The sequence below is a fragment of the Rhodopirellula maiorica SM1 genome (genome assembly GCF_000346295.1).
In the GTDB taxonomy this organism is placed as follows: Bacteria; Planctomycetota; Planctomycetia; order Pirellulales; family Pirellulaceae; genus Novipirellula; species Novipirellula maiorica.
In genome coordinates this window covers 1-23957 of sequence record NZ_ANOG01000003.1, presented here as the reverse complement: position 1 = coordinate 23957, position 23957 = coordinate 1, and the positions used below count along the sequence as shown (strand labels likewise).

At 55.0% G+C, this 23957-nt stretch carries 23 protein-coding genes; 10 read left to right on the top strand and 13 right to left on the bottom strand.

What is annotated here, in order from left to right:
• From RMSM_RS00155 to rpmB, 3 genes are all read right to left on the bottom strand, one after another.
• A partial coding sequence (locus tag RMSM_RS00155) for a Na+/H+ antiporter NhaC family protein (RefSeq protein ID WP_315850123.1) occupies positions 1–895 on the bottom strand: 895 nt, incomplete at its 3' end.
• Positions 896–906: 11 nt separating this feature from the next.
• Positions 907–1212: an Asp-tRNA(Asn)/Glu-tRNA(Gln) amidotransferase subunit GatC gene (gene gatC, locus RMSM_RS00150; RefSeq protein WP_040763254.1), complete on the bottom strand. Its 306-nt coding sequence runs from the start codon at positions 1210–1212 to the stop codon at positions 907–909.
• 50 nt (positions 1213–1262) lie between these two features.
• Positions 1263–1532, bottom strand: coding sequence for a 50S ribosomal protein L28 (gene rpmB / locus RMSM_RS00145; protein WP_008689692.1), 270 nt, complete (start codon positions 1530–1532; stop codon positions 1263–1265).
• Between the two features lie 314 nt (positions 1533–1846).
• On the opposite strand from rpmB, the gene RMSM_RS00140 reads away from it, so the two are divergent.
• The 4 genes from RMSM_RS00140 (at position 1847) to RMSM_RS00130 (ending at position 5241) form a co-directional block, all read left to right on the top strand.
• Positions 1847–2356 carry a hypothetical protein gene (locus tag RMSM_RS00140; RefSeq protein ID WP_008689690.1) on the top strand — a complete coding sequence of 170 codons (510 nt, stop codon included), beginning with the start codon at positions 1847–1849 and terminating at the stop codon, positions 2354–2356.
• A 283-nt stretch (positions 2357–2639) separates the two neighbouring features.
• Positions 2640–2909, top strand: a complete 270-nt coding sequence (locus RMSM_RS39435; RefSeq protein WP_144057249.1) for a hypothetical protein — start codon at positions 2640–2642, stop codon at positions 2907–2909.
• 161 nt (positions 2910–3070) lie between these two features.
• On the top strand, positions 3071–4297 hold the full coding sequence (locus RMSM_RS00135) for a DUF1559 domain-containing protein (protein ID WP_008689688.1): 1227 nt from the start codon (positions 3071–3073) through the stop codon (positions 4295–4297).
• Positions 4298–4752: 455 nt separating this feature from the next.
• Entirely contained in the window at positions 4753–5241 is a 489-nt protein-coding gene (locus RMSM_RS00130; RefSeq protein ID WP_144057248.1) for a thioredoxin family protein, read from the top strand.
• Positions 5242–5470: 229 nt separating this feature from the next.
• Here RMSM_RS00130 and RMSM_RS00125 read toward each other — a convergent pair whose 3' ends face one another.
• The 5 genes from RMSM_RS00125 to RMSM_RS00110 all read right to left on the bottom strand — a co-directional run bounded on the left by RMSM_RS00125 (position 5471) and on the right by RMSM_RS00110 (position 9547).
• On the bottom strand, positions 5471–6445 hold the full coding sequence (locus tag RMSM_RS00125) for a hypothetical protein (protein WP_236621937.1): 975 nt from the start codon (positions 6443–6445) through the stop codon (positions 5471–5473).
• Positions 6375–6695: an MlaD family protein gene (locus RMSM_RS42200; RefSeq protein ID WP_008689685.1), complete on the bottom strand. Its 321-nt coding sequence runs from the start codon at positions 6693–6695 to the stop codon at positions 6375–6377. Before RMSM_RS42200 ends, RMSM_RS00125 begins: the two co-directional genes overlap by 71 nt.
• A gap of 9 nt (positions 6696–6704) precedes the next feature.
• Positions 6705–7565, bottom strand: a complete 861-nt coding sequence (locus RMSM_RS00120) for an ABC transporter ATP-binding protein (RefSeq protein ID WP_008689684.1) — start codon at positions 7563–7565, stop codon at positions 6705–6707.
• The gene (locus tag RMSM_RS00115) at positions 7562–8404 is read right to left on the bottom strand and encodes an MlaE family ABC transporter permease (RefSeq protein ID WP_008689683.1); all 843 of its coding nucleotides are present in this window, start codon (positions 8402–8404) and stop codon (positions 7562–7564) included. Before RMSM_RS00115 ends, RMSM_RS00120 begins: the two co-directional genes overlap by 4 nt.
• A gap of 288 nt (positions 8405–8692) precedes the next feature.
• Positions 8693–9547 carry a fumarylacetoacetate hydrolase family protein gene (locus tag RMSM_RS00110; protein ID WP_008689682.1) on the bottom strand — a complete coding sequence of 285 codons (855 nt, stop codon included), beginning with the start codon at positions 9545–9547 and terminating at the stop codon, positions 8693–8695.
• Between the two features lie 220 nt (positions 9548–9767).
• Here RMSM_RS00110 and RMSM_RS41935 point away from each other — a divergent pair, with 220 nt between their 5' ends.
• Both RMSM_RS41935 and RMSM_RS41930 read left to right on the top strand, forming a co-directional pair.
• The gene (locus tag RMSM_RS41935; protein ID WP_201766984.1) at positions 9768–10328 is read left to right on the top strand and encodes a hypothetical protein; all 561 of its coding nucleotides are present in this window, start codon (positions 9768–9770) and stop codon (positions 10326–10328) included.
• The gene (locus RMSM_RS41930; RefSeq protein WP_201766983.1) at positions 10298–11065 is read left to right on the top strand and encodes a hypothetical protein; all 768 of its coding nucleotides are present in this window, start codon (positions 10298–10300) and stop codon (positions 11063–11065) included. The genes RMSM_RS41935 and RMSM_RS41930 overlap by 31 nt, the downstream gene beginning before the upstream one ends.
• A 162-nt stretch (positions 11066–11227) precedes the next feature.
• On the opposite strand, the gene RMSM_RS00100 is transcribed toward RMSM_RS41930, so the two are convergent.
• The 4 genes from RMSM_RS00100 to RMSM_RS00085 all read right to left on the bottom strand — a co-directional run bounded on the left by RMSM_RS00100 (position 11228) and on the right by RMSM_RS00085 (position 15733).
• Entirely contained in the window at positions 11228–12538 is a 1311-nt protein-coding gene (locus RMSM_RS00100) for an alpha/beta hydrolase family protein (RefSeq protein ID WP_008689679.1), read from the bottom strand.
• Positions 12535–13413, bottom strand: coding sequence for an alpha/beta hydrolase (locus RMSM_RS00095; protein ID WP_008689677.1), 879 nt, complete (start codon positions 13411–13413; stop codon positions 12535–12537). The genes RMSM_RS00100 and RMSM_RS00095 overlap by 4 nt, the downstream gene beginning before the upstream one ends.
• Before the next feature lie 104 nt (positions 13414–13517).
• A complete protein-coding gene (locus RMSM_RS39430; RefSeq protein WP_008689675.1) occupies positions 13518–13706 on the bottom strand; it encodes a hypothetical protein in 189 nt (62 codons plus the stop codon).
• Positions 13707–13804: 98 nt separating this feature from the next.
• Positions 13805–15733: a GntP family permease gene (locus tag RMSM_RS00085; RefSeq protein ID WP_390172440.1), complete on the bottom strand. Its 1929-nt coding sequence runs from the start codon at positions 15731–15733 to the stop codon at positions 13805–13807.
• Between the two features lie 242 nt (positions 15734–15975).
• On the opposite strand from RMSM_RS00085, the gene RMSM_RS00080 reads away from it, so the two are divergent.
• The 3 genes from RMSM_RS00080 (at position 15976) to RMSM_RS00070 (ending at position 20302) form a co-directional block, all read left to right on the top strand.
• Positions 15976–17400, top strand: a complete 1425-nt coding sequence (locus RMSM_RS00080) for a class II fumarate hydratase (RefSeq protein WP_040763259.1) — start codon at positions 15976–15978, stop codon at positions 17398–17400.
• A 65-nt stretch (positions 17401–17465) separates the two neighbouring features.
• Positions 17466–18206, top strand: coding sequence for an ATP-binding cassette domain-containing protein (locus RMSM_RS00075; protein WP_008689668.1), 741 nt, complete (start codon positions 17466–17468; stop codon positions 18204–18206).
• Positions 18203–20302 (top strand): ABC transporter permease subunit/CPBP intramembrane protease, encoded by a 2100-nt coding sequence (locus RMSM_RS00070; protein ID WP_008689665.1) that lies wholly within the window; start codon positions 18203–18205, stop codon positions 20300–20302. Before RMSM_RS00075 ends, RMSM_RS00070 begins: the two co-directional genes overlap by 4 nt.
• Positions 20303–20523: 221 nt before the next feature.
• Here the strand turns inward: RMSM_RS00070 and RMSM_RS00065 are convergent, their stop codons facing one another.
• The gene (locus RMSM_RS00065) at positions 20524–21882 is read right to left on the bottom strand and encodes a glycerate kinase type-2 family protein (RefSeq protein WP_008689660.1); all 1359 of its coding nucleotides are present in this window, start codon (positions 21880–21882) and stop codon (positions 20524–20526) included.
• 56 nt (positions 21883–21938) lie between these two features.
• Here RMSM_RS00065 and RMSM_RS00060 point away from each other — a divergent pair.
• Positions 21939–23957 (top strand): DEAD/DEAH box helicase (locus RMSM_RS00060; protein ID WP_008689658.1); only part of this gene is annotated, 2019 nt, incomplete at its 3' end.

Below are 23957 nucleotides of genomic sequence, written 5' to 3'. Positions count from 1 at the left end.
CAATCGTGGTTTGCAGCACGCCGGCCGACGCGACGTTCAAATCTGGTTGCCAGCCCGTCACGACTAACGTCGTGCCCAGTGCCGCGACGCAGCTCACGATCGGCAGCACCGCCGCAAGCCAAAGTAAGGGAGGCCGCGGGGGTGCTGTTTCCTCGTCCGGAATGGCGGGGTTTGGGGAGCGGTTTGCCGATGTTTCTTCGGCTCGTTTCATCGCTCCGAAATCGCGTCCGGTGATTGAGATCAAAAACACCATCACGATCGCTAGGATCGGGTAGAAACGGTACGGAATCGACTGGATAAACAGTGCGAACCCCGCCGATGGAGCGGTAATGCCTGCGTCGGCAAGCCCCTCGCTCATGTAGCTGATTTCGATTGCCGCCCAGGTGCTGACGAGCGAAAGTCCTGCGACCGGCGCCGCGGTGCTGTCGACGAGGTAGGCTAATTTTGCCCGCGACAACCCAAAACGATCCGCTGTGGACCGCATCGTGCCGCCAATCAGCAGCGTGTTGGCGTAGTCGTCAAAGAAAATCGCCAATCCACTGAGCGAAATCATCGCTTGGGCGCTTCGTCGCGATCGAATCCAACGCGAGAGCTTCCTGATCAGTGCTTCGATTCCCCCGCCGATTTCCATCACACCGACCATTGCGCCCAACAAAAGCGTGAACGCGAGAGTTTGCAGGTGGTCAAAGTCGCGAAGGCTGGCGTCAATTGCGTTGGCAAAAATGACAAACGAATCGATGAGTGATTTTTCAGCGTCAGCGCGCGCAAGCAGCACCGCACCGGAAAAGACACCCGCTGCGAGGGGAAGGACAACTTGACGTGTCGCAATCGCAAGAATGATTGCGAGCAAAGGGGGCAGTAGGCTCTCAAATCCGAACTGAAGCGGATCGGCCAAGCCCAGCATCCTTAGCTCTTCGCTCCGGCGGTGCCAAGAACGGGAGGAACAAGGAAGCAGTTGTCGTCACGTGCTGGAGCGTTTTGCAGGGCTTGGTCGTTCGTCAAGCTCGGCTTTAATTCGTCGGCGCGCCAGCGATTATCGACGTCCAGCGCCGTTGTCATCGGTTCGATGTCCTCGGTGTCCAGTTCAGACAATTGCTCAACGAACCCCAAGATCTTAGTGATCTGGGGCCCGATCGCATTGACTTCATCCTCGGAAAGCTCAAGACGCGCAAGCATTGCTAGTCGCCGAACATCATCCGCAGAGAGGGCCATCGATTTTCCTCGTGATTGGGTTTAACCGCCCGTCACACGCTAAGGACGCACTATTTCTTGGCGCCACTAACGTCAAACGGCTTGGTCTTTACCGTCTTGCGGACTGCGCCACTGCGGATGCATTGAACGCAAATTCGCATTGTCTTGTTTTGGCCATTAGGCATGGTGACATGCACTTTCTGGAGGTTCGGGACGAATTTCCGGCGTGTACATCCGGTGATCTTCGTACCAACACCACCAAGGTATTTGGCCTTACCACGTGTTTCGATTCGGTTGCCCATTTGGACGCTCTTACCGCACGTTTCACATTGCCGTGCCATCGATCTTCTCCGCCACTTAGCGTGGTAAAAAGCAAAATTTCAAGTTCTGGGAAGCCCGGCACTATAGCGATCGATGGTCCCCACGTGAAGCAGGAAACAGCATTTCTTGGCCGGTTCTTCAGCGAATTTTATGACTTTTCGGTTTTTAATGATGTTTTGGTTCTGAAATGTCGATGGGATGGTTTATCTGACCTAACCGGCAAAGTTTAACAATCGGCCCCTTGCTAGTGAGACATTTCATGTGCCCATCCCCCAAAAGCGACTGCTGTGTGGGCTTGGTCCTCCCTTCCTCGGCGAGTTTAGCCTCGGCTCTCGTGCTTGGAATTTTGGTGATGGGATCGAGCGTGGGATGTTCCGCATTCAATTTGCCCGGCTTCAGTCCCGGCGAACCCGGCGCCAATTATGTGCCAGCCGGAATAGCGGGCGGGTACCGCGAACTCGACGAAACGATGGATTCGGTCGTGTACCAGAAAGTTCGCCAAGCCCAGGCGGAAAACTCCATCGTCCTGCAAGTTGCCGTCGACCATGATGAACCCGTTCGCGTGTTGCCGTTGCCGCCCGAGTCAAGCGGCCGATCGGTTTTTGTTAGCAACCTGCTGAAACAGACCGGGGTGTTGCAGAAACTCGGGGCGGTCAATGCCGTTCTCTATCGAAGCTCGCCGCAGGCCATCGGGGGCATTCGAATGGAAGTTCAAATGAACGACAGTCATACGGTCGTTCTGCCCGAGTCCGATTACGCGCTGAAACCGGGTGACCGTCTCTATGTGACGAAGTCCGCGATATCGCCAATTCAAACTTTGGTCACTCAGGCGTTGGGGCTCTAACGCAACGACGGCCCGGAAGGGCCGTCATACTTGTTTAGATGGGGCTTATTGTTCGGCAGAAAGAAAAGCGAGTGACGGTTCGTTTCCATTTCCGAACATTTCGACACCCAAGCACGTCTGCTGCGAATAGAACTTCGTTTAACGTAACTCCGCAGCATGGTTTTGTTGGGAAACTTAGCCGCAAAAAACTGGCAATGTAGTGTCGGTCGCGATACAACAAGGGTACTTTTGTTCTAGTCTCTCATCACCCTACTCACTCAGCTTGCAACCCCGGGGGCAGCGGATGAGTCTTCTGCGACGTGTATCACTCTCGCACTCTTCTTTCGCCCAGCCACAGCGTGGGGCGTCGATAACGGTCCTTCGCACAGTCGTCCATGCGGTCCTTCGTACGGGGATGGTCTTGCTGGCGATTTCCGGCACGCTCTGTCTTGCGACAGGTTGTGGGCAGTCACGCGATGGCGTGGTCAAAGAAAGTGACGAGTATTCTTACGACGAGATCATGGCTCAGGCGGCCGAAGAAGAATTAGCGTCTGAGGCGGAACGCGAACCGTAAGGAAGCCAGCACGACGTTGCGGCTTGTTGCCATACTCCTTATTGCTGATCGGCTTTCACGGCTCCGGCGAATTCGCGTGGACAACGTGGTCGGTCATGTAACGCGAGGTTGAAAAACATCGCGAGGTTGGATTTGAGCGGGATCCTGTGGAAAGAACCGCCATGACGCCACGAGTCTCTTCTCGCGTTTCACTCGCCTTTACCCTGGTCGAATTGCTGGTGGTCATCGCGATCATCGGCGTGTTAGTCGGATTGTTGCTGCCTGCGGTCCAGGCGGCTCGCGAGGCAGCACGGCGGATGAGTTGCAGTAACAACGTCAAGCAAATTGGGCTGGGGCTGCACAACTATCATTCGTCCTATCATCAACTGCCGATTCACGGCGTCGGACCCACCAACGAAAACACCAACAGCACCAAGCTTGCGGATAAAAAAGATGGTTCTGCGTTTACACGCCTCGAACTGACCTATTTGGTCGGGTTGTTGCCGTTTGTCGAGCAACAAGCGTTGTGGGAACAGATGAGCGAACCGTTGGAAGAACCCGATGGTGACATTTGGCCTGCCTTTGGGCCTCGGCCTTGGAACGGAAACTATCCACCATGGGCAACCGAGATTTCGACGTTCCGCTGCCCCAGCGATCCAGGCCGTGGTGTGCCCGCTTTGGGCCGAACAAACTATGCCGCCTGTACCGGCGACGGTTTCTACGATGCCGAACATGGGGTCACGGTTTGGAACGGATCGCGTTGGTTGTACAACACCGACCCCATCGCAAAGAAGCGTGCTCGCTGTGGTTTGCGAGGCGCATTTGTACCGCGCAAAAAAGTCAGATTCCGTGACTTCATCGACGGTTTGTCCAGTACGATCGCAGTCGGAGAAATCATGACGGGGCTAGGTGATCGCGATAATCGATCGGTGGGGTTTTCCAATGCCAAGGGCGGCTTTTTCAAAGTGGCGAATAATCCCAAACGCTGTTTTGATCTTGGCTACATCGATGTGGCACGGCCCCAGTTTTGGACAAGTAATGCAAAGGTGTATGGTGCCGTTTCCGAGCGAGGCTATCGCTGGGCCGACTTTCACACGTTGCAATCACAATTCAATACAATCCTGTCGCCAAATTCGGAAATTTGTTTGGTGGGTCACTCGGATACCTATGGGGTCGCCCCGGCAAGCAGTCGGCATCAAGGCGGCGTGCACGTTTTGATGGCCGACGGCGCGGTGAAGTTCATTACCGATTCGATCGAAGCCGGGAATTCAAATTCACCCTGCGTTTATTGCAAGGCCCTCAGCGGCGGAACCAATAGTGCGGTTCCGGAGGGATCGAAAAGCCCGTATGGATTGTGGGGAGCACTTGGCACCCGCGCCTCGCGAGAAAGTATTTCAACGGATTTCTAATCCGATTTCGAATCGGGCCGATGCAAACCCGATTTTCTGAACTCACTCCGCAGGCTTCTAAGCAGGTAGGAAGCAGTCTTTCGGTACGTTAGCCGTCTTGCTAGTAGGCTGTTGATTTGGCGGTACGACGGAGTTCCTAGTCCGTCGAATACACCAATAACGGACGATACTTCATTAAATCAACAGCCCGCTAGCCACGGTCCCCATGCACAACCGGGACTATCGGTGACGGGGTTTCAGTGCCAGAAGCCCAGAGAACAAGTTTGCGAAAAGAAATATCCCTCCTTTTCCGCTCGAAACCGCCTGTTTGGCGTTCACTGCGTTGGTGAAATTGGGGCGTTTTTGGAGTTCTGGTGGGGGATGAGTGTTGCCTTTGGGGTTTGGGGTATTTAGTCTGCCTCGCCTAATGGAGACTGCTTTTCAAAATCTTCCCATTTCTTTTCGGAGAAACCGCCATGAAACGAATCATGGTTTTTACCAAGCCTATGATGGGTTTGGCAGTTGCATTGATTGCAATCATGACAGTGGCCTGTCAGGCAAGGAACGCCGAGGCTGAGATGCCGACTTATACCGGGGTGGCCCCTTTAAGCCACTCCGCAAAGCCTCGCTTGACATGGCACCGCACGCTGCGTGCGGGGTGGCAGGAAGCACGCCGTCGCAACGTTCCCATGGTCATCTATATCTCGACCGATCACTGCGTTTATTGCGATGCGATGAAACGGGATACGTGGTGCGATGAAACGGTCGAGCAGCGTGTCTCGCAAGACTTCGTCGCCATCCTGTTAACACCGCAAGAGAACCAAGCGACGCTCGGACGCATTGATGTTTCCGCGTATCCCACCACACTGATCGGGGTCCCAGAAGGCAAGATTGTAGGACATCGTACAGGCTATCAACCGGCTGCCGCGGTGCACCAGTTTTTGAGCGAAGCTTTGAAACGATAGCGTTGCCCTGCCCTGCCGTTTTGAATTGCTTCACCCTCCCAGCTTGCGTTGGGAGGGTCGAAAAGCGAGCCATCAGCGAGATTTTCGGGGAGGGTGGTTGCTTCTTTCTTGCACCGTCCACTCACTAACACTGCGAGGCCCCACCGGCGAGCCGGCTACCGTCGACTCTGACCTCCCCAAAGAGGAAGCGAATCCCACTTCTTCGAACATGCGGAAGCCCGCTCATTCGTTATTTAAACCCTGCACCGGAGGGACGTTTGGACAGGGCGCCGCGAACGCCGAGTTCACGAGGGTCACGTGCAATTTTGTCGCTAAAGATGCGAACGTCATCCATGATCGGGCGGATGCGTGCCGAAGCCTGTTCGATGTTTTCGATCGTGCGGCGAACTTGCCAATAGATTTCGTCATCTTCGAGAAACCGTTTAAATGACCCATCGCTGTTGTTGACCGCTCGGCCCAGCGTTTCGAGTTCCGCCAGCGCAACGTCGGCACTTGCCAGAGTTCGTAGCACCTGTTCGACCAGTTCACCGCCACGCTGACCGAGAGGTTCAGTGAATTTTTCGACGTTCTGCATCGTGCGATCAAAGCTTGCAACGGAGCGCTGCGCCGTGGCAAGGGTATCTTCCGCAGTGGCGCCAACGCGTTCGAAGCGATCGCCAACGCGTCGGAAACTCTCGAATGTTTCTCTGGTGCTGTCGAGTGTCTTTTGAGCATTCATCAGCAGTTCCGGCAACTGGGCCATCGAACGTTCAATGTTTTCTTGGATCAAAGGGTTGCCCACGGTTTTTCGCACATCTCGGATCGCACCTTGGAATTCTTCGAGCGTCTCGACCGCTTCTTGAGCCAAGCGATCCATATTTTGATCGGCTCCACCCACCGTGTTTTTGACTTCGACAGCAAGCTGGTTGACGTTGTCACCGGCCAAGGCAATCGAATCGCCCGCCTTGCGGATCGATTCCATTGTCTCGAGCATCTGGTCTTCCATGCTGTACAGCGTGTTAAGAGGATTTTTGGATTTTCTGCCGTAATCCAGGTAGTCTTCGTGGGCAAAGCGAGCGCTCACTAATTCCATCTTTCCCCCCAAAGCTTTTTCGAGTTCCTCTTCGCTCGCTCGCACGAATTCAATCGCGGCGTCACCGGTCACAAGCGAGCTGTTCCCGATTGTGGGGATGTAGTGGCGGTCGATTGGCTTGGTGCTGTCCATCGCCAACGACACTAGGACTCCCCCTTCCGGGGATCAGCGAGATCTCATCAACGCGGCCAATCCGCACTCCATCGCGAAGCACCGGAGTATTGGGGCTGACCCCTTCGGCCGATGGGAACTCGACCAACAGCGTGTAGTCTTGATTCAGCACGTTGGGGAACGCGCCGAACAAGAACGTCAAAATGATGCCGATGCCGATCGCCGACACGACCAACACGCCGACGCCGAACCGCAGTTTATTGTCATCCATGATATTTTCTTAGCCTTCGCTTTGCAGCGACATCTCCTTCAATCGTTCACCCGCTTCGCCTCGGACAAATTGGCGAACGCGTCGATCATCGGCGTGTTCAAGGTCGCTTGGCGATCCATCAAATAACACTTGCGATTCGTGAGGCCCCAGTCGGCGACGAGGGTAAAACATCAACACACGATCCGAAACTTTGCGAGCGGTGTGCATGTCGTGAGTGACGACAATGCTAGTCACCGGATAGCGCCGCCGCGTTTCAAGGATCAATTCGTTGATCACGTCGCTCATGATCGGATCAAGTCCCGTGGTTGGTTCGTCGTACACGACCAATTCCGGTTCCAAGATCAACGCACGCGCCAATCCGACCCGCTTCCGCATCCCGCCGGACAATTCGGCTGGATACTTTCGTGCCACTTCGCTTGGCAATCCGACTTCCATCAAATGTTGCATCACTCGGTCACGGACCTCGGTTTCCGCCACGACTTCGTTCTGCCGCAATGGAAACGCGACGTTCTCAAAAATGGACATGCTGTCGAACAACGCTGCGTTCTGAAAAACAAATCCGAATCGTTTTCGAGTTTGCGTCAGCTCGGTCATGCTCATTTCGTCGAAACGGCGACCGTCAAACGAGATCGATCCTTGCGTCGGTTGGATCAAACCAACCAACGTTTTCATGAAAACCGTTTTGCCACACCCGCTTTCGCCGATCACTGCGATCGTTTGGCCACGCAGGACGGAGACGTTGATGTCTTGCAGGATCGTTTGCTTCTGAAACACCACGCTCAGATCATCGACCTCGATCAGTGATTCAGAGGTGCCATCGGGATTGGGTTCAGGGTCAAGTTCGTATTCGTAATCGTTATCGGAGCTCACAGGATCGATGCTCCTTCGGGATAGAGTTTGAAGTACAACGCATCCAAGAAGATGTTCAGCGCCAAGTCGATCGCTAGGATCAAGACAAACGAGTAGACGAACGCCGCGGTTGCCGCTTTGCCAACGCCTTCGGCACCGGCTTGACAATTAAATCCTCGGTAACAGCTGACGATTGCAATCACACCGCCGAAGAAGAAACTTTTGAAGATGCCATTGAAAAGGTCAAAACCGCGTACCCCTTCACGCGAATGGTTCAGGTAGGCGGCGTGATCAATTCCAAGGATCACCACGCTGTAAAAATAGCCACCGACAATCCCCATGAAATCGGCCATGATTGTGAGTGCCGGGATTAGTAAAATGCAGGCCAAGAAGCGGGGCACAACCAGATAGTGAATTGGGTCGGCACCCATCGTTGTCAGTGCATCGATTTGTTCGGTCACCCGCATCGTCCCCAAGACCGCCGCCATCGCGCTGCCGACACGGCCGGCTAGCATGGTGGCGGCGAGGACCGGACCAAGCTCGCGGACCAGCGACGTGTTGATGACGACTCCCAATCGGTTCTCGAGCCCAAAGGCGTGGAATTGGTAATAGCTGTTCACGGCCAACACCATGCCAATGAACGTGCCGGTCAAGGCGACGACAGGCAGACTGAGCACCCCGACTTGATAGAAGTTCGGCAAGATCGTGCCGCGACGCGGTAGCCGAGTGAACAGCCAAACAAACATCTTCCAAGCGAAGATCGCGATGTCCCCCACCGTGGTTACGCCATCGACGACTGCCGATCCCCATTCCATCACCCAGCGCACGAAGGGACCTTCGCTTGGCGTGGGATCATCCATTGCCCCGCCTGAGTGTGGCGACGGCAGTGCAGCGGTACCCTGCTCAGCCACGTTTGCTTTTCTCCCCATGCCGAAATGACGCGAATTTGCGAATCGTCCGGCGGTGAGTCTTAGGATCTCAGCAACTGCGACAAGTCGCGTTGCTCTGCCACGCAATCACTGGGGTCGCGCATTCACCATCACCGCATACAGGATTGTATCGGTCAGGTAGACCTTGAGGATTAGCGAAAGAAAACGGATCGTGATTGCTAGCTTTCGTGGATCTAGCGTCGTCCCAAATTCACCGCGTTACTGTTCCGCTACGCATGGGTTACTCAAGGTACCAATGCCATCAATTTCCACTTTGCAGACATCGCCTGGTTTTAAGAAAACCGGCGGCTTTCTGGCGGCACCGACACCGGGGGGAGTGCCAGTGAAAATCAGGTCCCCGGGATGGAGTGTCATGATTTTAGTGAGATGCGCAATCAATTCGCTGATATTAAAAATCAGCTGAGCGGTGGTGCTGTTTTGGACCACCTCGTCATTGAGATGCATTTTCACCCGCACATCGCTGGGGTCTGCCAACTCGCCCACCGTCACAACACAGGGGCCGACCGGAGCGAACGTGTCAAAGCTCTTGCCCAGCAACCATTGGCCGGCGGGGCGTCCTTTTTGCCAATCGCGAGCCGACACATCGTGACCGCAGGTGTAGCCATACACGTAATCCATCGCGTCGTCGGCGGAGATGTGCTTGGCCGATTTGCCGATCACGACCACCAGCTCGGCTTCGTAATCGACTTGCTCGGAAACACGTGGCAAGCAAATCGCCTCGCCATGCCCGACGAGTGCCGTATTGAACTTATTGAACACGACCGGCTCGGATGGGATCTCGGAACCGGTTTCAATCGCGTGGTCGCGATAGTTCAGACCAATGCAAATCACCTTTTCGGGGGTGTCGATCGGGGGCAACAGTTGATCGGGCGCCGGTTGCCACTGTGATTCTGTGGGGGTGGGCAATTCCGCGAGCCACTTGCTACCGCCAGCCAATAGTTCCGCTTGGGTCACCGGAGCATCGGTTAGCGAGGAGAGCGGACAAATCCGTGAGCCATCATAAATCGCAAACTGCGTGTTCCCCTCAGCGTCGCGGAATCGGCAAATTGGCATAACTCTATATCCTTTGAGAATCAATCAATTAGGGTTGTGTTTAAGTAAATGACCTTTTCGCGATCGGTCACAGTGTAGCATTACCGATTCACTTTTCATGCCACCCCAACGGAACGGCGACTGCGATTCCGCTATAATGGCGATCCATGCAACGTCAGTGAACGCGTGCCCCCTGCCCTGCCCTCCCCTGCCTCAAAATACGACCAGGTATTCCTTTCCAATGAATTTTGTATCTTCAAGACGAACGGCGTTAAAAACAATGGCTTCGGCCACCGCGTTGGCATCGGTGGGCCGAGTCCATGCTGCGGATCAGGCTAGTTCTGCTTTAGCTGATTCGCTGCCTCCGGTACGGCAAATCACACGAGGGCCCCTGAATCACTGGTTCGGCTATTACGACAAACTTGAATTTGATCCGACCAATCGCTTTGTCTTGTCCGGCGAAGTGGCGTTTGAACATCGCACGCCGCGCGCCGACGATACGATTCGTGTGGGTATGGTCGACACTGCGGACAATGACAAGTGGATCCCGCTTGGTAAGAGCAGTGCGTGGGGATGGCAGCAAGGATGTATGCTGCAGTGGCGTCCGCAGTCCGCATCCGAAGTGGTTTGGAATGATCGCCAAGGCGACCAACATGTCTGCCGAGTGATGGATGTGAAGCAAAAAAGCTGCGGACGCTGCCACGGCCCATTTATGCACTCAGCGGCGATGGCAAATGGGCGATCACGGCCGATTTTTCACGGATCCAGCGGATGCGTCCCGGCTACGGGTACGTCGGATTGACCGATCCTTGTTCGCAATTGCGAGCACCGGAGGACTCGGGGGTCTGGAAGATGAACATGGAAACGGGCGAATCGGAGTTGATCTTTTCGCTCGCCGCAGCGGCTCGAATCGACTACAAAGGCAAATCGTTGGCCGACAAATGGAACTACTTTAATCATCTGCTTGTCAGCCCCGATAGCTCGCGATTTATTGTGTTGCATCGATGGCGTGAGAGCACTGGTGATGGACCCGACGCGGAACCGGCGGGACGATTCACGACGCGAATGTTTACCGTCGGCATGGACGGAAGCGATCCCTATATCCTCGATCCGTCCGGCGAAACATCCCATTTTATTTGGCGAGATCCGTCACATGTTTGTGCGTGGACAAAGCCCACGGGCAAGTCATCGGGTTTCTATCTGTTTCGCGATCAAAGCGACGAAGTTCAAACCGTCGGCGAAGGAGTGATGACAAAGAATGGGCATAATACCTACGTGCCCAATACGGATAACGAGTGGATTCTCAATGACACTTATCCGCAGAAAGAATCACGCACGCAGAACCCCTATCTGTATCACGTGCCTTCGAATCGCGTCGTTTCGCTCGGTCATTTTCATTCACCGCCGGAATACACCGGCGAGTGGCGGTGTGATACACATCCGCGAAACAGCAACGACGGCAAGTCGGTCGTGATCGATTCGCCTCACAATGAGGGACGTCAGTTGCACATGATCGACATCAGCGAAATCGTTGCGTAGTAGATCTAAATGTGGGATAGGCTTCTAGCCTGTCATCGGCAACTCTCGCAGCGAAACTCGCCAAGAGTTTCGGTGGTAACTGCCTCGACAGGCTGGTAGCTTCTGTAACATTCACAGGCTAGAAGCCTATGCTACGGGAAGCCTGTTCCAAAAAATGTGCCTCTACTCTGATGTCGGTTTTTGAAACTGAACGGGCGTGGTCACCATTGCGTCACGCTGGTCGGTAACGGACACGAACCACGTGTTCGCGTCCTGGGGTGGTTTGGCGGTGACGATCATCTCGTCGGTGAATTTGGCAGGAATGCTTTCCCATTTGCGTTTGGATCGCAGTCCGGTGTCGGTCGTGTAGTGCAGTGTCGCTGATTTGAGCGGCACTTGGCTCTGATATTGAACTTGCACTTCGTCGTCTTCGACGACCGGAGTTTCAAGTGTTGCCAGCGGCACGCCGGCTCGACAATGTGAATCGATAAAGATGCCAATCTCGTGCGGTGCCCAACCCTGGAGATGGCCGTGCGGCATATTGACTTCGATTCGCATTTGCTTTTCACCAGGGACGGCATCAAAGCTTTTTTGATAACTGTCCAGCGGATAGTGAACGTCATTGGTTCCGTTGACAAACAGGATCGGAACGCGGCACTGAGTCAGCACGCTGGAGGGATCATAGGCTTGGATCCAGGCATTGCGGCGGTCCCCCAGCTTGTCGATTGATGGCTTTTGAACCGATTCACCTTCGAATAGAAAACCGCAGCCATAAACCGGTACGGCGGCCTTGAAGCGATCATCCAGCGACGCTGCCAAGCAAGTCGTGTATCCACCCCAGCTAATTCCGGCGACCGCGGTTCGTTCGGCATCGACTTCGTCAAACGAGCGGATCAGTGAATGAGCGCGAAGCACATTGGATGCGGCATGATAGGGCCAGTCATCGGAAATATCGTCATCGATCGAATCAAATTTGGTGTCATGTCCTTGATCGGGTCCGCCGAGCGGCAAACGCGTTCTAGTATCGCGTCGTGCGGCTTGATTGCGGATCGGGGTCCCCGTTTTCGGATCGTAAATCGGATCCATCGGACGTGAACCGGCCAAATCCATTGCGATGGCGGCATAGCCTCGTTTGGCCCACAGCCAAGCCCACTCGGCAAACGCCGTCCCGCCGCCACCGTGGATCAGTACGACGGCAGGATACTTTGTTTTGTTGCTTCGGTTTGCGGAGGTCGCGTTCTCGCCCAGCGTGCTCGGTGACGCGTAGAACGCAAACACTTCGGTGGGATGTCCTTGGTACGCTTCTCCTTCGTAGATCAAGCGATGCACCGGCCCGTTTTGGTCTTCCCAACGCATCGTCGGCACTTGCTTGGCTACGTCGACCATCGAGTACAGTGGGCTGGTTGCGTCGGAGGTCGTCGCTGCGGGGTCTTTCGCGACCAATGACGCGGACAACAGCAGCAGGAAGGTAAATACGAGGCGACAGATTTTCATTGAAAGGAAGCTGGTTTAGGGGAAATCGATAAGATGGTGTCTATTTGCTCACAGCATTCGTCCCACGCCCACGGCGGTGTCGGATCGTTGTGCCCCATCGCATCAATCTCGACGAAGTGCTTGGGCGAACAAGGCGACTCGTCGTACAAGTGTTTGCCGTGTCGGATCGGAATCAATGTGTCGTCATTGCCATGCATTTGAACCAAGGGTCCCGAATAGTTTTGAATACGAGCGATGGAATCGTATTGATTTCGCATCAGCAAATTGACTGGGATGAAACGATATTTGTCAGCTGCCACGTCGACCATTCGATCAAATGTGCGATCCAGAACAAGCAGTTTCGCACCACCTTGGGCTGCAACGGCGACGGCGCATCCGCCACCGAGCGATTGACCGTACAGGATCAATTGGTCGGGACGAATCGAATATCGCTGGCATGCGAAGTCGCGGGCGGCCAATGCATCTGCGATCACGCCCGCTTCGTCGGGCGATCCATCGATCCCGTCGAAACCGCGGTATTCAGCGACGAGAACATTGGCGCCGAGTTGATCGCCGAGCCAAGCGGCGGTGGTGCTTTCACGAGCCGCGGTGATGCCATTGCCGTGGTAATACACAAGCGTGTGCTTGGCGTTCGGAGGTTCGTAAAGTTGGCCGGTCAACCTGGTGCCATCAGCCGATTCATAGTCAACGGAGACGACTCCCGCAGCGGATTCCGGCGGGATGTTCATGAACGCACCGGGATAGACCAAGCGAGTTTCCATGGCGACCAAGAAGACCAAGATCGTTGCGTAGCCAAAGGCGGCGATCCGCATCGCTGCACCAACAACGCGTTTGAGTCGGCTTCGGTGAGGTTTTGACAAACGTGTTTCGGACATCGGTTTGGTGTGAAGGGTGGATTACGTCACTGCGATCGATCGAGAAGTTCGGGCTATTGTAATCGCTCGTGCCGCCGGTCCTCACCCAATTCCATCGACGGAGCCTAACGGCGAAATCGGCTGCGGGCGTAATCGATCAGCATCCACTGCAACACGACTAACACGAGCGGCACCGTGAACAGGATGAACTGAGACGCTTCGGCGTTTTGGGCCCAAATTGGAAATTTGGATTCAGCAGCGGTTAGCAATGCCATCACAAACGAGGCGTTGAAGAACAGCAGGATGCACGTCACAACAACAGATCCAAGTGTGGCGGCACAGCCGAGGAATCTCGGGCTTGGCACGCGTTCACTCGGATCGAGTTGATTCTTGGGGGGTAGCGACGGCACGCTCACAAACTAGCTTTCAATGGAAGTACTTGGCTTAACAATAGCGTGGCCAATAAACCAACCAGCGACAACACCGCCAATAGCGGTGTCCAGCTACGCAGCGATTCGCCTTCGGTCAGTCCGCCCATTTTGGTGAACACCCAAAACCCGCTGTCGTTCATCCAGCTGCCCATCAGTGATCCGGCGCCCACTGCGGTCGCAACGTAAACCATATTGTATTCCGGTTTGGCTTCTCCGATGATCGCGGACATCATTCCCGCACCGATAATCATCGCCACGGTACTACTACCTTGGGCGATTTTCAGCACCGCGGAAATACTCCATCCCAGTACAAGCAAGGCCAGTCCCGCCCCGCCTTGATCTTGGAACGCTTGCTGGATCGTGTCACTGATATTCGTATCGGTCAACATCGATCCAAACGCGCCGCCCGCCGCGGTGATCAGGATAATCACCCCACCGCTCATCAGTGATTCCTCGACATCCACCGCAAGATCACGCCAACTCAATTCACGCACGACCTTTAGCGTCAACATCGCGGAGATTGCCGCCAGCAACAGGGCAAAGTTCGGGTTGCTCCATAGCGACAATGATTCGGCGAGTTCACGTTTAGGAGAATTCCAATCGTGCGTCGCAATCAGATCGGGGAAGGCGTCTTCGAGTAGCGCGCGGTTCATGCGTCGGCGGTCAACCGGTTTCATACGCAATTGATTTGCGCTGATCTTTGACTTCGATACATCCGACAACGCGACGCCCAAGAATGCTTCCTCAGCATACAGTTCTTGATCCAACAGCACTTCATTGAGCACGGCGACCACTTCGCTCTTGGCGGCGTCACTCGATGCAGGTTTTTTCAGCAATGCCACCTCGTTTTCGTTCAACACACCGCTGGTAATAACGCGGGCTGCGGGCGAATTGGGGCTCGCAGTGGCGAGTTCGTTGGCCAATGCGTCAAAGTCTTGGATGTCCGCAACACTCAGCATCGCGCGGTCTTCGCGGTCAGCCAAGGTGGTCGCGAGCGTGCCCGCCCCGATCAACACGACTGGCAGGATTACTGGCAGTAGTGCAATCCAAAACGAAGGCAACTGTTCATCAAGCAGGGGTTGATGCTTGTTTTCGTTAGCACCAAGTGGCCGCATTTCAACAGGACTTTTATTGTCGATCACGATCGAAAAAATCAAACCGACGATCGCCGCTGGCAGCGCAACCAGCGTCCCGACCAACATCATCATGCCAATATCGACACCGAGAATTGACGAGACAAGCAGCGGTCCCGGTGTAGGAGGAACGAGCGTATGTGTGATCGCACCGCCCGTCGCGATTGCCATCAGGTAACGAAGATAGTTCTGGTTCGTCCGGCGATGCAAACTTCTCGCTAGCGGGACCAGCAAGTAAAAGACCGTGTCAAAAAAAACAGGCACTGCGAGCACAAAGCCGCTGACCATCAAACCGACCGACGCCTTCTTTTCTCCGGTGATGTTGACAGCACTGCGGACGATGCGATCTGCGGCTCCGCTATCGAGCATACATTTGCCGATAATGGCGGCCATCGCGATCACGATACCGATGCTGCCGGCCGAACTGCCAAAGGCTGCGACAACCGCATCCATTCGAGACCCCGCCGTTCCTCCTTGCGTCAGCCCCACCAACAAACTGACGATCAAGGCGGAAATGATCAACGCCAAAAACGCATTCAACTTCAAGACGATGATCATCCCCAGAACACAAAAAATTCCGACTGCCAAAATCAGCACCGGGGTTTGGTTCAGAGGACTTCCGCTGGTTGTGAAGTCGGTGGAGGTGCCCGAGATCGTTTCGGGGACCGAAGCGTCTGCGGTCGCCGAGACCGATTGAGCGATGAGCCCACTGGGGATGAGGCACAAGGCGAGGGTAATTAGCAATAAGACAAGAAAAAACGATCTGGGGCGCATCATGCGGTGGCCGTAATCATAAGGGGGATGAGTTGGGGAGGGAGCAAATCAGCTGCCAATTCTAAACACTTTCTTAACGCCCGTGGTGGGGGTAGCGGGGTTGCCAATAAGGATGCAAAGAATTGCCGATCTTTTGGTGATCATCGCCGCAGCTCTCTAGCCGCCTCGTCAAAACGTCCATCGGCGCTTTATGATGACGGCCCTAGCGAACGTTTTTGAAACCCGCAATCGACGAAGTGAAACCGATGACCCAGTACCGCACCGAACATGATTCCATGGGCGACGTTCAAGTGCCCGCCGAAGCCTATTACGGAGCCCAGACTCAGCGGGCTGTTGAAAATTTCCCGATCAGCGGTTGGGAATTGATGCCTTCGATGATCTCGGCCATGGGATTGGTCAAATTTGCCTGTGGCGTGGCCAACCGCGATCTGGAGAAATTAACCGGAACTGGAAAAAATCCGCTGACCGATGCGCAGGTCAAAGCGATGCTGCAAGCGGCCCAAGAAGTCGCCGATGGCAAGCTGGCAGACCAATTTCCCATCGACGTTTTCCAGACGGGATCAGGAACCAGCAGCAACATGAACGTCAACGAGGTGATCAGCAATCGTGCGATCGAGATCGCTGGTGGCGATCGGTTTGGCACTGAAAAGCTGATTCATCCGAACGACCATGTGAACATGGGGCAAAGCACCAACGATACGTTTCCCACCGCGATTCACGTCGCCACGGCGATCCAGATCGAAACAAAATTGCTGCCTGCGCTTCGCAAAATGCATGCCTCGCTCGCCGACAAGGCGAAACAGTGGGACAAGATCATCAAGATCGGCCGTACTCACCTGATGGATGCGACGCCACTGCGTTTAGGCCAAGAATTTGGTGGTTTTGCTCGCCAATTGGAATTGTCGATTTCGCGAGCCGAAGCCGCTCGGGATGCCGTTTTGGAATTGGCCGTCGGTGGCACGGCGGTGGGCAGCGGGATCAACACGCATCCTGAATTTGGGGCCCGCGTTGCCAAGGAATTAGCGAACAAGACGGGCATCGCGTTTGTCGAAGCGGTGAATCATTTCGAAGCCAACGCCACTCGAGACGCTTTGGTGCAATCGCACGGCGAACTCAAATGCATCTCGCAGACATTGTTCAACGTTTCCAACAGCATTCGTTGGCTCGGCAGCGGTCCACGCTGCGGATTCTTTGAAGTCCAATTGCCAAGTCGCCAACCGGGCAGCTCGATCATGCCCGGTAAGGTCAATCCCGTGATGTGCGAATCAATGATGCAGTTGACCGCACGCGTGATGGGCAACGACACCTGTATCACGGTCAGCGGCGCGTCGGGCGGCAATTTCCAGCTCAATATCATGATGCCGGTGATGGGACACACGATTCTTGAATCGATTCACTTGTTGTCCAGTGGCTGTGATGCGTTTGTCGAATTCTGTCTCGAGGAAATGGAAGCGAACGTCCAGGCGTGTGAAGCGTCGGTCGAGAAAAGTTTGTCGATGTGCACCAGTTTGAATCCGCTGATCGGCTACGAGCAAGCTGCGAAATTGGCCAAAGAAGCGTTCGCATCGGGACAAACGATTCGCGAATTGTGTCGTGAAAAGGGCATATTGCCTGAGGACACGCTGACCGAAGCACTTGATCCTTGGAAAATGACCGAGCCCCAAGCGTGATCGTCCGTCTGGTATCCTGGTGAAACGAAACGCTTTTCCAAACTTTTGCTGCGGTCGACATTCGAATGCTCCAAGTCCGTTCGCTCGTTAAAACTTTTTCGCTCGATGACGGCGAAGTCCGCGCGGTGGACGACTTGTCGCTAACAGTGCCTCAGGAAGAGGTCTACGGATTGTTGGGCCCCAATGGTGCGGGCAAGACGACGACGTTGCGAATTATTCTCGGGTTGCTTGAACCCGACAGCGGCTACACGGCGGTCGACGGGATCCATACCACGGTCGATCCGATCGCGGTCAAGTCGCGATTGGGATTTGTTTCGTCCAACGACGGCGTTTATCCCTGGCTCAGTGTTCGCGAGATGCTGTTGTATTTTGGCGACCTGTACGCCGTCGATCCCGATGTTGCAGCGACCCGCGCCGAAGAGCTTTCAAAGTTGATGGGAATCGAGCATTTGTTGGATCGTCGGGCCGGGACGCTCAGCACCGGTCAACGTCAACGTGTGACACTGGTGCGTGGTTTGATTCACGATCCGCCGGTGATGTTATTGGACGAACCGACGCGTGGTTTGGACGTCGTCGGCGTGCAAACGATTTTTGAATACATCGGACATTTACGGCAAGCCGGAAAGGCAGTCATTGTGTGTACGCACCGACTCGATGAAGCGGAGCGATTGTGCGATCGATTCGGTTTGTTACATCAAGGCCGATTGGAATACGAAGGCGACATGAGTGCGTTGCGACAAGCCACCGGTCGCGAACACCTTGTTGACATGTTTGTCGACTTGATGAACGACGAGGCGGCAGCATGAGCGGACACGTGATGAAGGGGCGGATTCTACGACTCTGTCAAAAAGAACTACGCGAAACGATTCGTGATCGACGCACGGTGATGACGTTGTTGATCATGCCGCTGCTGCTTTATCCGCTATTGAGCATGGCGCTGAATCGTTTTTTGTTGACGTCCGGCGCTCGCCCCACCAATGTGTTCCTCGTCGGGGTGGCAACCGAACGCGAAGGCGAATTGCTGCGTTCGTATTTGGATGATCCTCAGAGTGCGCCACCTGATTCGGTGGCCAAGTCGAGCGGCGGGGGGATCGCCGAATTTGATATTCGTTTGAGCGAAGAGATCGATCCCGTCGATGCGTTGTATGCCAACCAAATCGATCTAGCTGTTGAAATCAAATTCGAAGAACCACCACAAGTGATCATCACGGCGTTTCGAGGTGATGGCGGCAGCCAAAACGCGCGTCGTATCCTGGTGGAACGTTTGCAGTGGTTGCGATCTAACTTTGCCCAACATGTGGCGAAAATGTTGGCGCCTGATTACCGGCCTCCGGCTGACATCGTTGTGGACGAAATCGGCCAAGAGGACGAGTTGCCTTTGTTAGCCACGATCGTGCCATTGGTGTTGGTTTTGATGACGATCACCGGTGCGGTCTATCCCGCAATCGACTTAACCGCCGGAGAACGAGAACGCGGCACGATGGAATCGTTGATGGCGTCGCCGGTGCCGCGTTTTTACGTGCTGTTTGCCAAATACATCGCGGTCGTGATCGTGGCGTTGTTGACGGCAATGATCAATCTGTTGGCGATGTTCACGACGCTGTGGGTGTCGGGAATGATGCGGTTTTTAACGGGAGATGATGCGTTTCCATTGATCGCGGTGCTGCAAATCCTGGGGTTGTTGGTGCTGTTTAGCGGTTTCTTTTCCGCACTGCTGCTGTGTTTGACCAGTTTTGCCAAATCGTTCAAAGAGGCCCAGGCGTACTTGATTCCCGTGATGCTGTTGGCGCTGGCACCGGGGATGTTGTCGCTGATGCCGGGCGTCGAGTTGAGCGGGCCCTTGGCGATTGCTCCGCTGATCAGCATCGTGTTGTTGGCTCGCGATCTGTTGGCAGGAGCCTTTAATCCCGTCGGTGCGTTGGCGGCCATTGTCAGCACGATCGGTTATGCGTCGGCCGCATTGGCAGTGGCTTCTCGATTGTTTGGTGCGGACGCGGTGACGCGAACCAGCGAACAATCGATCGGATCATTCTTTCATCGGCCTCAGAAGGTGACGCCGGTTCCGAGTGTCGAGTCGGCGGCGTTGATGTTGTCGTTGTTAGTGCCAATCTATTTTGTTGGTTCCAACGGTTTGATGCGGTTTTTGCAGATCTTTGGCGATTCGGTTTCACTGTCGGCCAAATTTTGGTTGAACATTTTGACGCTGTTGTTGACGTTTGGATTGGTGCCGTTTGTTGCCACCTACTTAGGACGTCATCGATTTCGCAGTACGTTCCGATTACAGATGCCGCCGCTGCTGAGTTTTGTCGGGGTAATCCTGATCGGCTTGGGAGCTTGGACGCTTGCCCACGAAGCGTTTGTGATTGCCGAAGCGATCGGGATTGGCGGGTTGAGTGAAGAGCGGATTGAACAGGCATTGGGGCAATTGGCGGCATGGAAGCAAGTGCCGCCGTGGTTGTTGCTGCTGACGTTCGCGGTGGCTCCGGCTGTAATCGAAGAGCTATGCTTTCGCGGATTTCTGTTCTCTTCGTTTTTGCGAGTGATGTCACCGGCACGCACGATTGTGTTGACGGCGGTTTTGTTTGGTTTGTTTCACGTGTTCACCGGCAACGCGTTGCTGATCGAACGGTTTATCCCGACGACGCTGTTGGGATTGATCTTGGGCTGGATCGCGTATCGGACTGGCAGTGTGTTGCCAGGCATGCTGATGCATCTGGTGCACAACGGGTTGTTAGAAATGGTGGGGCGTTATCACGAGCACTTCCAATTTTTCGGCAGCGACTTGGACGATCAAGCTCACTTGCCGCTGATGTGGTTGGTCGTCGCCAGTGCGATCGCAGTAGCAGGAGCGGGAATCGTGTGGGCGAGCACGCGTGAGGTGAAAGTAGGCCAGACCAAGTAGGCCAGACCAAGTAGGCCAGAGCAAGTAGGCCGGAACGCAGCGGAGCGGAGTTCCGGCATGGTGGCTGGGATGATTTTACCACCACTTTTGCATCCCGCCGGATCTGCGTCGCTATCGCGACTTGTCCCGGCCGACGTGCGGCGGAACATAATGATTGCGGAACACAATGATCACGGAGCGATCGACGATGATTTACGCCATGATCGCGGAGCGATCAGCGACTATGTTTTGATCACGCCGACGCGGATGTCACACACGTTGGTACCGGTGGGACCGCACAGGATCAGGCCTCCGGTTTCTTCGAAAAAGTGATAGGCATCGTTGCGTCGCAAGAAGTCGGCGATGTCGAGTCGTTTTTCGCTGGCCAACTGATGCACGCTCGCATCTAGCATCGCACCGGCCGCGTCGGTCGGTCCATCTTCGCCATCGGTGCCGCCCGAGAGCAAGGCAATTTGATTCCACTCGTCGTCACTCAATTCACAGCCCAATAGGTGTTGATAAGCGGCAAGGACGAGTTGTTGATTGCGTCCGCCGAGTCCGCGGATCTCTGCCGGAGCGAGCGTGACGACCGGTTCGCCGCCGGTGATCAAGCAGTTCGATCGATGTTTGTCGTTGCTGCGAAGCATCGAGACCAGCATTTCGGCAAACTCGCGTCCCACCTGTTCAGCCGACGGTTCGCAGACGGTTGCGGAATGCATGATGTGGTTATAGCCAAGCCGTTCGGCCACGATTCCCGCTTCATCGACCGCCAGGGCATTGTTGCCGATGATGCAAGTCGTGGCGGTCGTTGTGGGCTTTACCACCGTGGCGGGAGCCGAGTTCAGGGCGTTGTAGACCGACGCGGGCAAGTTTCGCTGGGGATCAAATTGATCCAAAACATCCAGCGCGTCGGTTTTGCTTGAGGTGTCCTCGATGGTGGGCCCTGACGCGATTAAATCGACGGGGTCGCCGAGCACATCGGACAAAATCAGTGTGATCAATTGTCCGCTGCGGCACGCACGCAACAGACCGCCTCCTTTGACGGCGCTGAGATGTTTGCGGACGGTGTTCAGCTCGGTGATGTCCGCACCGGATGAACTCAGATGCCGGATCACCGCAAGTTTGTCTTCCAACGTGATACCCGGAATCGGCGCGGGCAATAGCGCGCTGCCGCCGCCGGAGATCAAGGCAATGCAAAGATCGCGTGGCGTCGCCTGACGGACGAGCTGTAAAATTTGTTCGGTCCCAAAAACACCGTCTGCGGTCGGTTCGTTGACTCCCGCTGGCCGAGCGGGATGGACATGAATATGACGAAGCAGCTCGGATCCCTCTGCGGGAACGGTACCTTCGGGTACATTGATCCAACCCTTGATCGGCAGTCGATCGCCCACCGCCGCGACCAGTCCTGTTGCCATCGCGGTGGCCGCTTTGCCGGCACCGACAACGATGATGCGGTCAAAATCGGCGAGCGAAAAAAGATGCTCCGCGACGCAAAGCTGATCGGATTCGAGTTGGATCTGTGAAAGGACTCGTTCGCGGGCTCGAACTGAATCGACACCGGCGTTCCAGATCGAAAGGGCGTCTTGTCGCGGGCTTGGCATCGATTCTTGTCTCCCTAGGTCCATTGTTCTTCAATGACTGATACAACTTGTAGACTATGACGCAACCAATTGAGAATCCCGACCGTGACGTCCTGGCTTCAGAATACTTCGATCTGATTCCGTTTCAGCCGTATCCCGTCCAAGAAGAGGCCTTGCTGGCTTATTTTACAAACGAGCAAGGTGTGCTGGTGTGTGCCCCCACAGGGACGGGGAAAACGCTGATTGCCGAGGCCGCAGTGTACGAGGCGCTGCGGACCGGCAAACGAATGTACTACACCACGCCGCTGATCGCACTGACGGACCAAAAATTGGTCGAACTTCGCGAGTCGGCTGTTCGTTGGGGATTTTCGGCAGACCAAGTCGGTTTGGTGACCGGAAATCGCACGGCCAACCCCGATGCCCCGGTGTTGGTCGTGGTCGCCGAAATTCTGCTCAACCGGCTGCTGAACTCCGAGTCGTTTGACTTTGAGAATGTTTCGTCGGTGGTCATGGACGAGTTCCACTACTTTAATGATCCCGAACGCGGCATCGTTTGGGAGTTAACGCTCGGGTTATTGCCATCGCACGTACGGACGATGCTGCTGAGTGCGACGGTCGGCAACGCTTTGGATTTCACGTCGTGGCTCTATCGTTCGCACCGGCGTCGGTTGCAATTGGTGTCGGGAACCGAGCGAAAGGTTCCGCTGCAATTTGAGTGGGTCGAGGACGATATTTTAGCCGACTTTGCCGAAAAAATTGCTGCGGGTGACGAGGTCACGCGGAGGACACCGTCGCTGCTGTTCTGTTTCAGTCGCGCTCAGTGCTGGACCACTGCCGAACTACTTAAGGGCAAAAGCCTGATCGACAAGGCTCGCCAAGCTGAATTGGCGGACTATTTGAACGCGGCCGATATGAGCGAGGGAGCGGGGCCGAAGCTGAAGGCGATCTTGATGCGTGGCGTCGGCGTGCATCATGCCGGCGTCCTGCCACGCTATCGCCGGATCGTCGAAGAATTGTTCCAGCGAAAATTGCTGAGCTTTTGTGTTTGCACTGAAACGCTCGCCGCCGGAATCAATCTACCCGCGCGAAGTGTGGTGTTGCCCAGTTTGTTAAAGGGCCCCAAGGACAAAAAGAAGCTGGTCGATCCCTCGTCGGCACAGCAGATTTTTGGGCGAGCCGGTCGGCCTCAGTTTGACGATCGCGGCTACGTCTTTTCGTTGGCTCACGAGGACGACGTCAAAATCAACCGTTGGCGAGAAAAGTATGATTCGATCCCCGAGGACACCAAAGATCCGGGATTGATGAAGGCCAAAAAACAGCTCAAGAAAAAAATGCCCAAGCGGCGGAGTGGCGAATCCTACTGGACCGTTTCTCAGTTCGAACAGCTGCAGCAAGCAGCGGCGGCGAATTTGTCTAGCCGAGGACGATTGCCGTGGCGTCTGCTCGCTTATCTGTTGGGTGAAAATGCCGAGGTCCAACCGATTCGCGATTTGGTTGGACGTCGATTGTTACCGCCCAAGGGGATCGATGAGGCTCAGCGCGATTTGAACCGGATGTTGATCACGTTGTGGACGGCCGGTTACATTGAACTGGATCCCAAGCCGCGAGCAGCATCACCCAAACCGATTAAAAAATCCAAAGACGACGCCCCGGTGGTCAAAGCCACCGAAGGTTTGTTTGGTAATTTGTTGGATCAAATGCGGAGCGATGAAGAGACGCAAAAGGCGAACGAAGAAGAGGACAACCAGGATCCGGCATTGATCGAAAGTCGTGGTTACGAGGTCGATGATTATCGTCCAAAACTGGCAACGCCCACGGATCGATTAGAACGCTTGGTGCATTTGAAAAGTATCAATCCATTGTTCGGCGTTTATTTAGCGGACCAATTGGCGATTGCCGATCCGCAAGAACGGATCGCGGCACTGGAAAGCGTCTTGGAGGTGCCTGGATCGGTCGCTCGTTATGTGCGGATGCCTTCGTACGACGACATGCCCCCCGGCACGCTGGCAACGACACGATTGGATTCGCAATTGTTGACGATGGGCTTAGCGACGGCCGAGGAACTTGGTGCCAAGGGAGATGACGAAGAGGAAGAG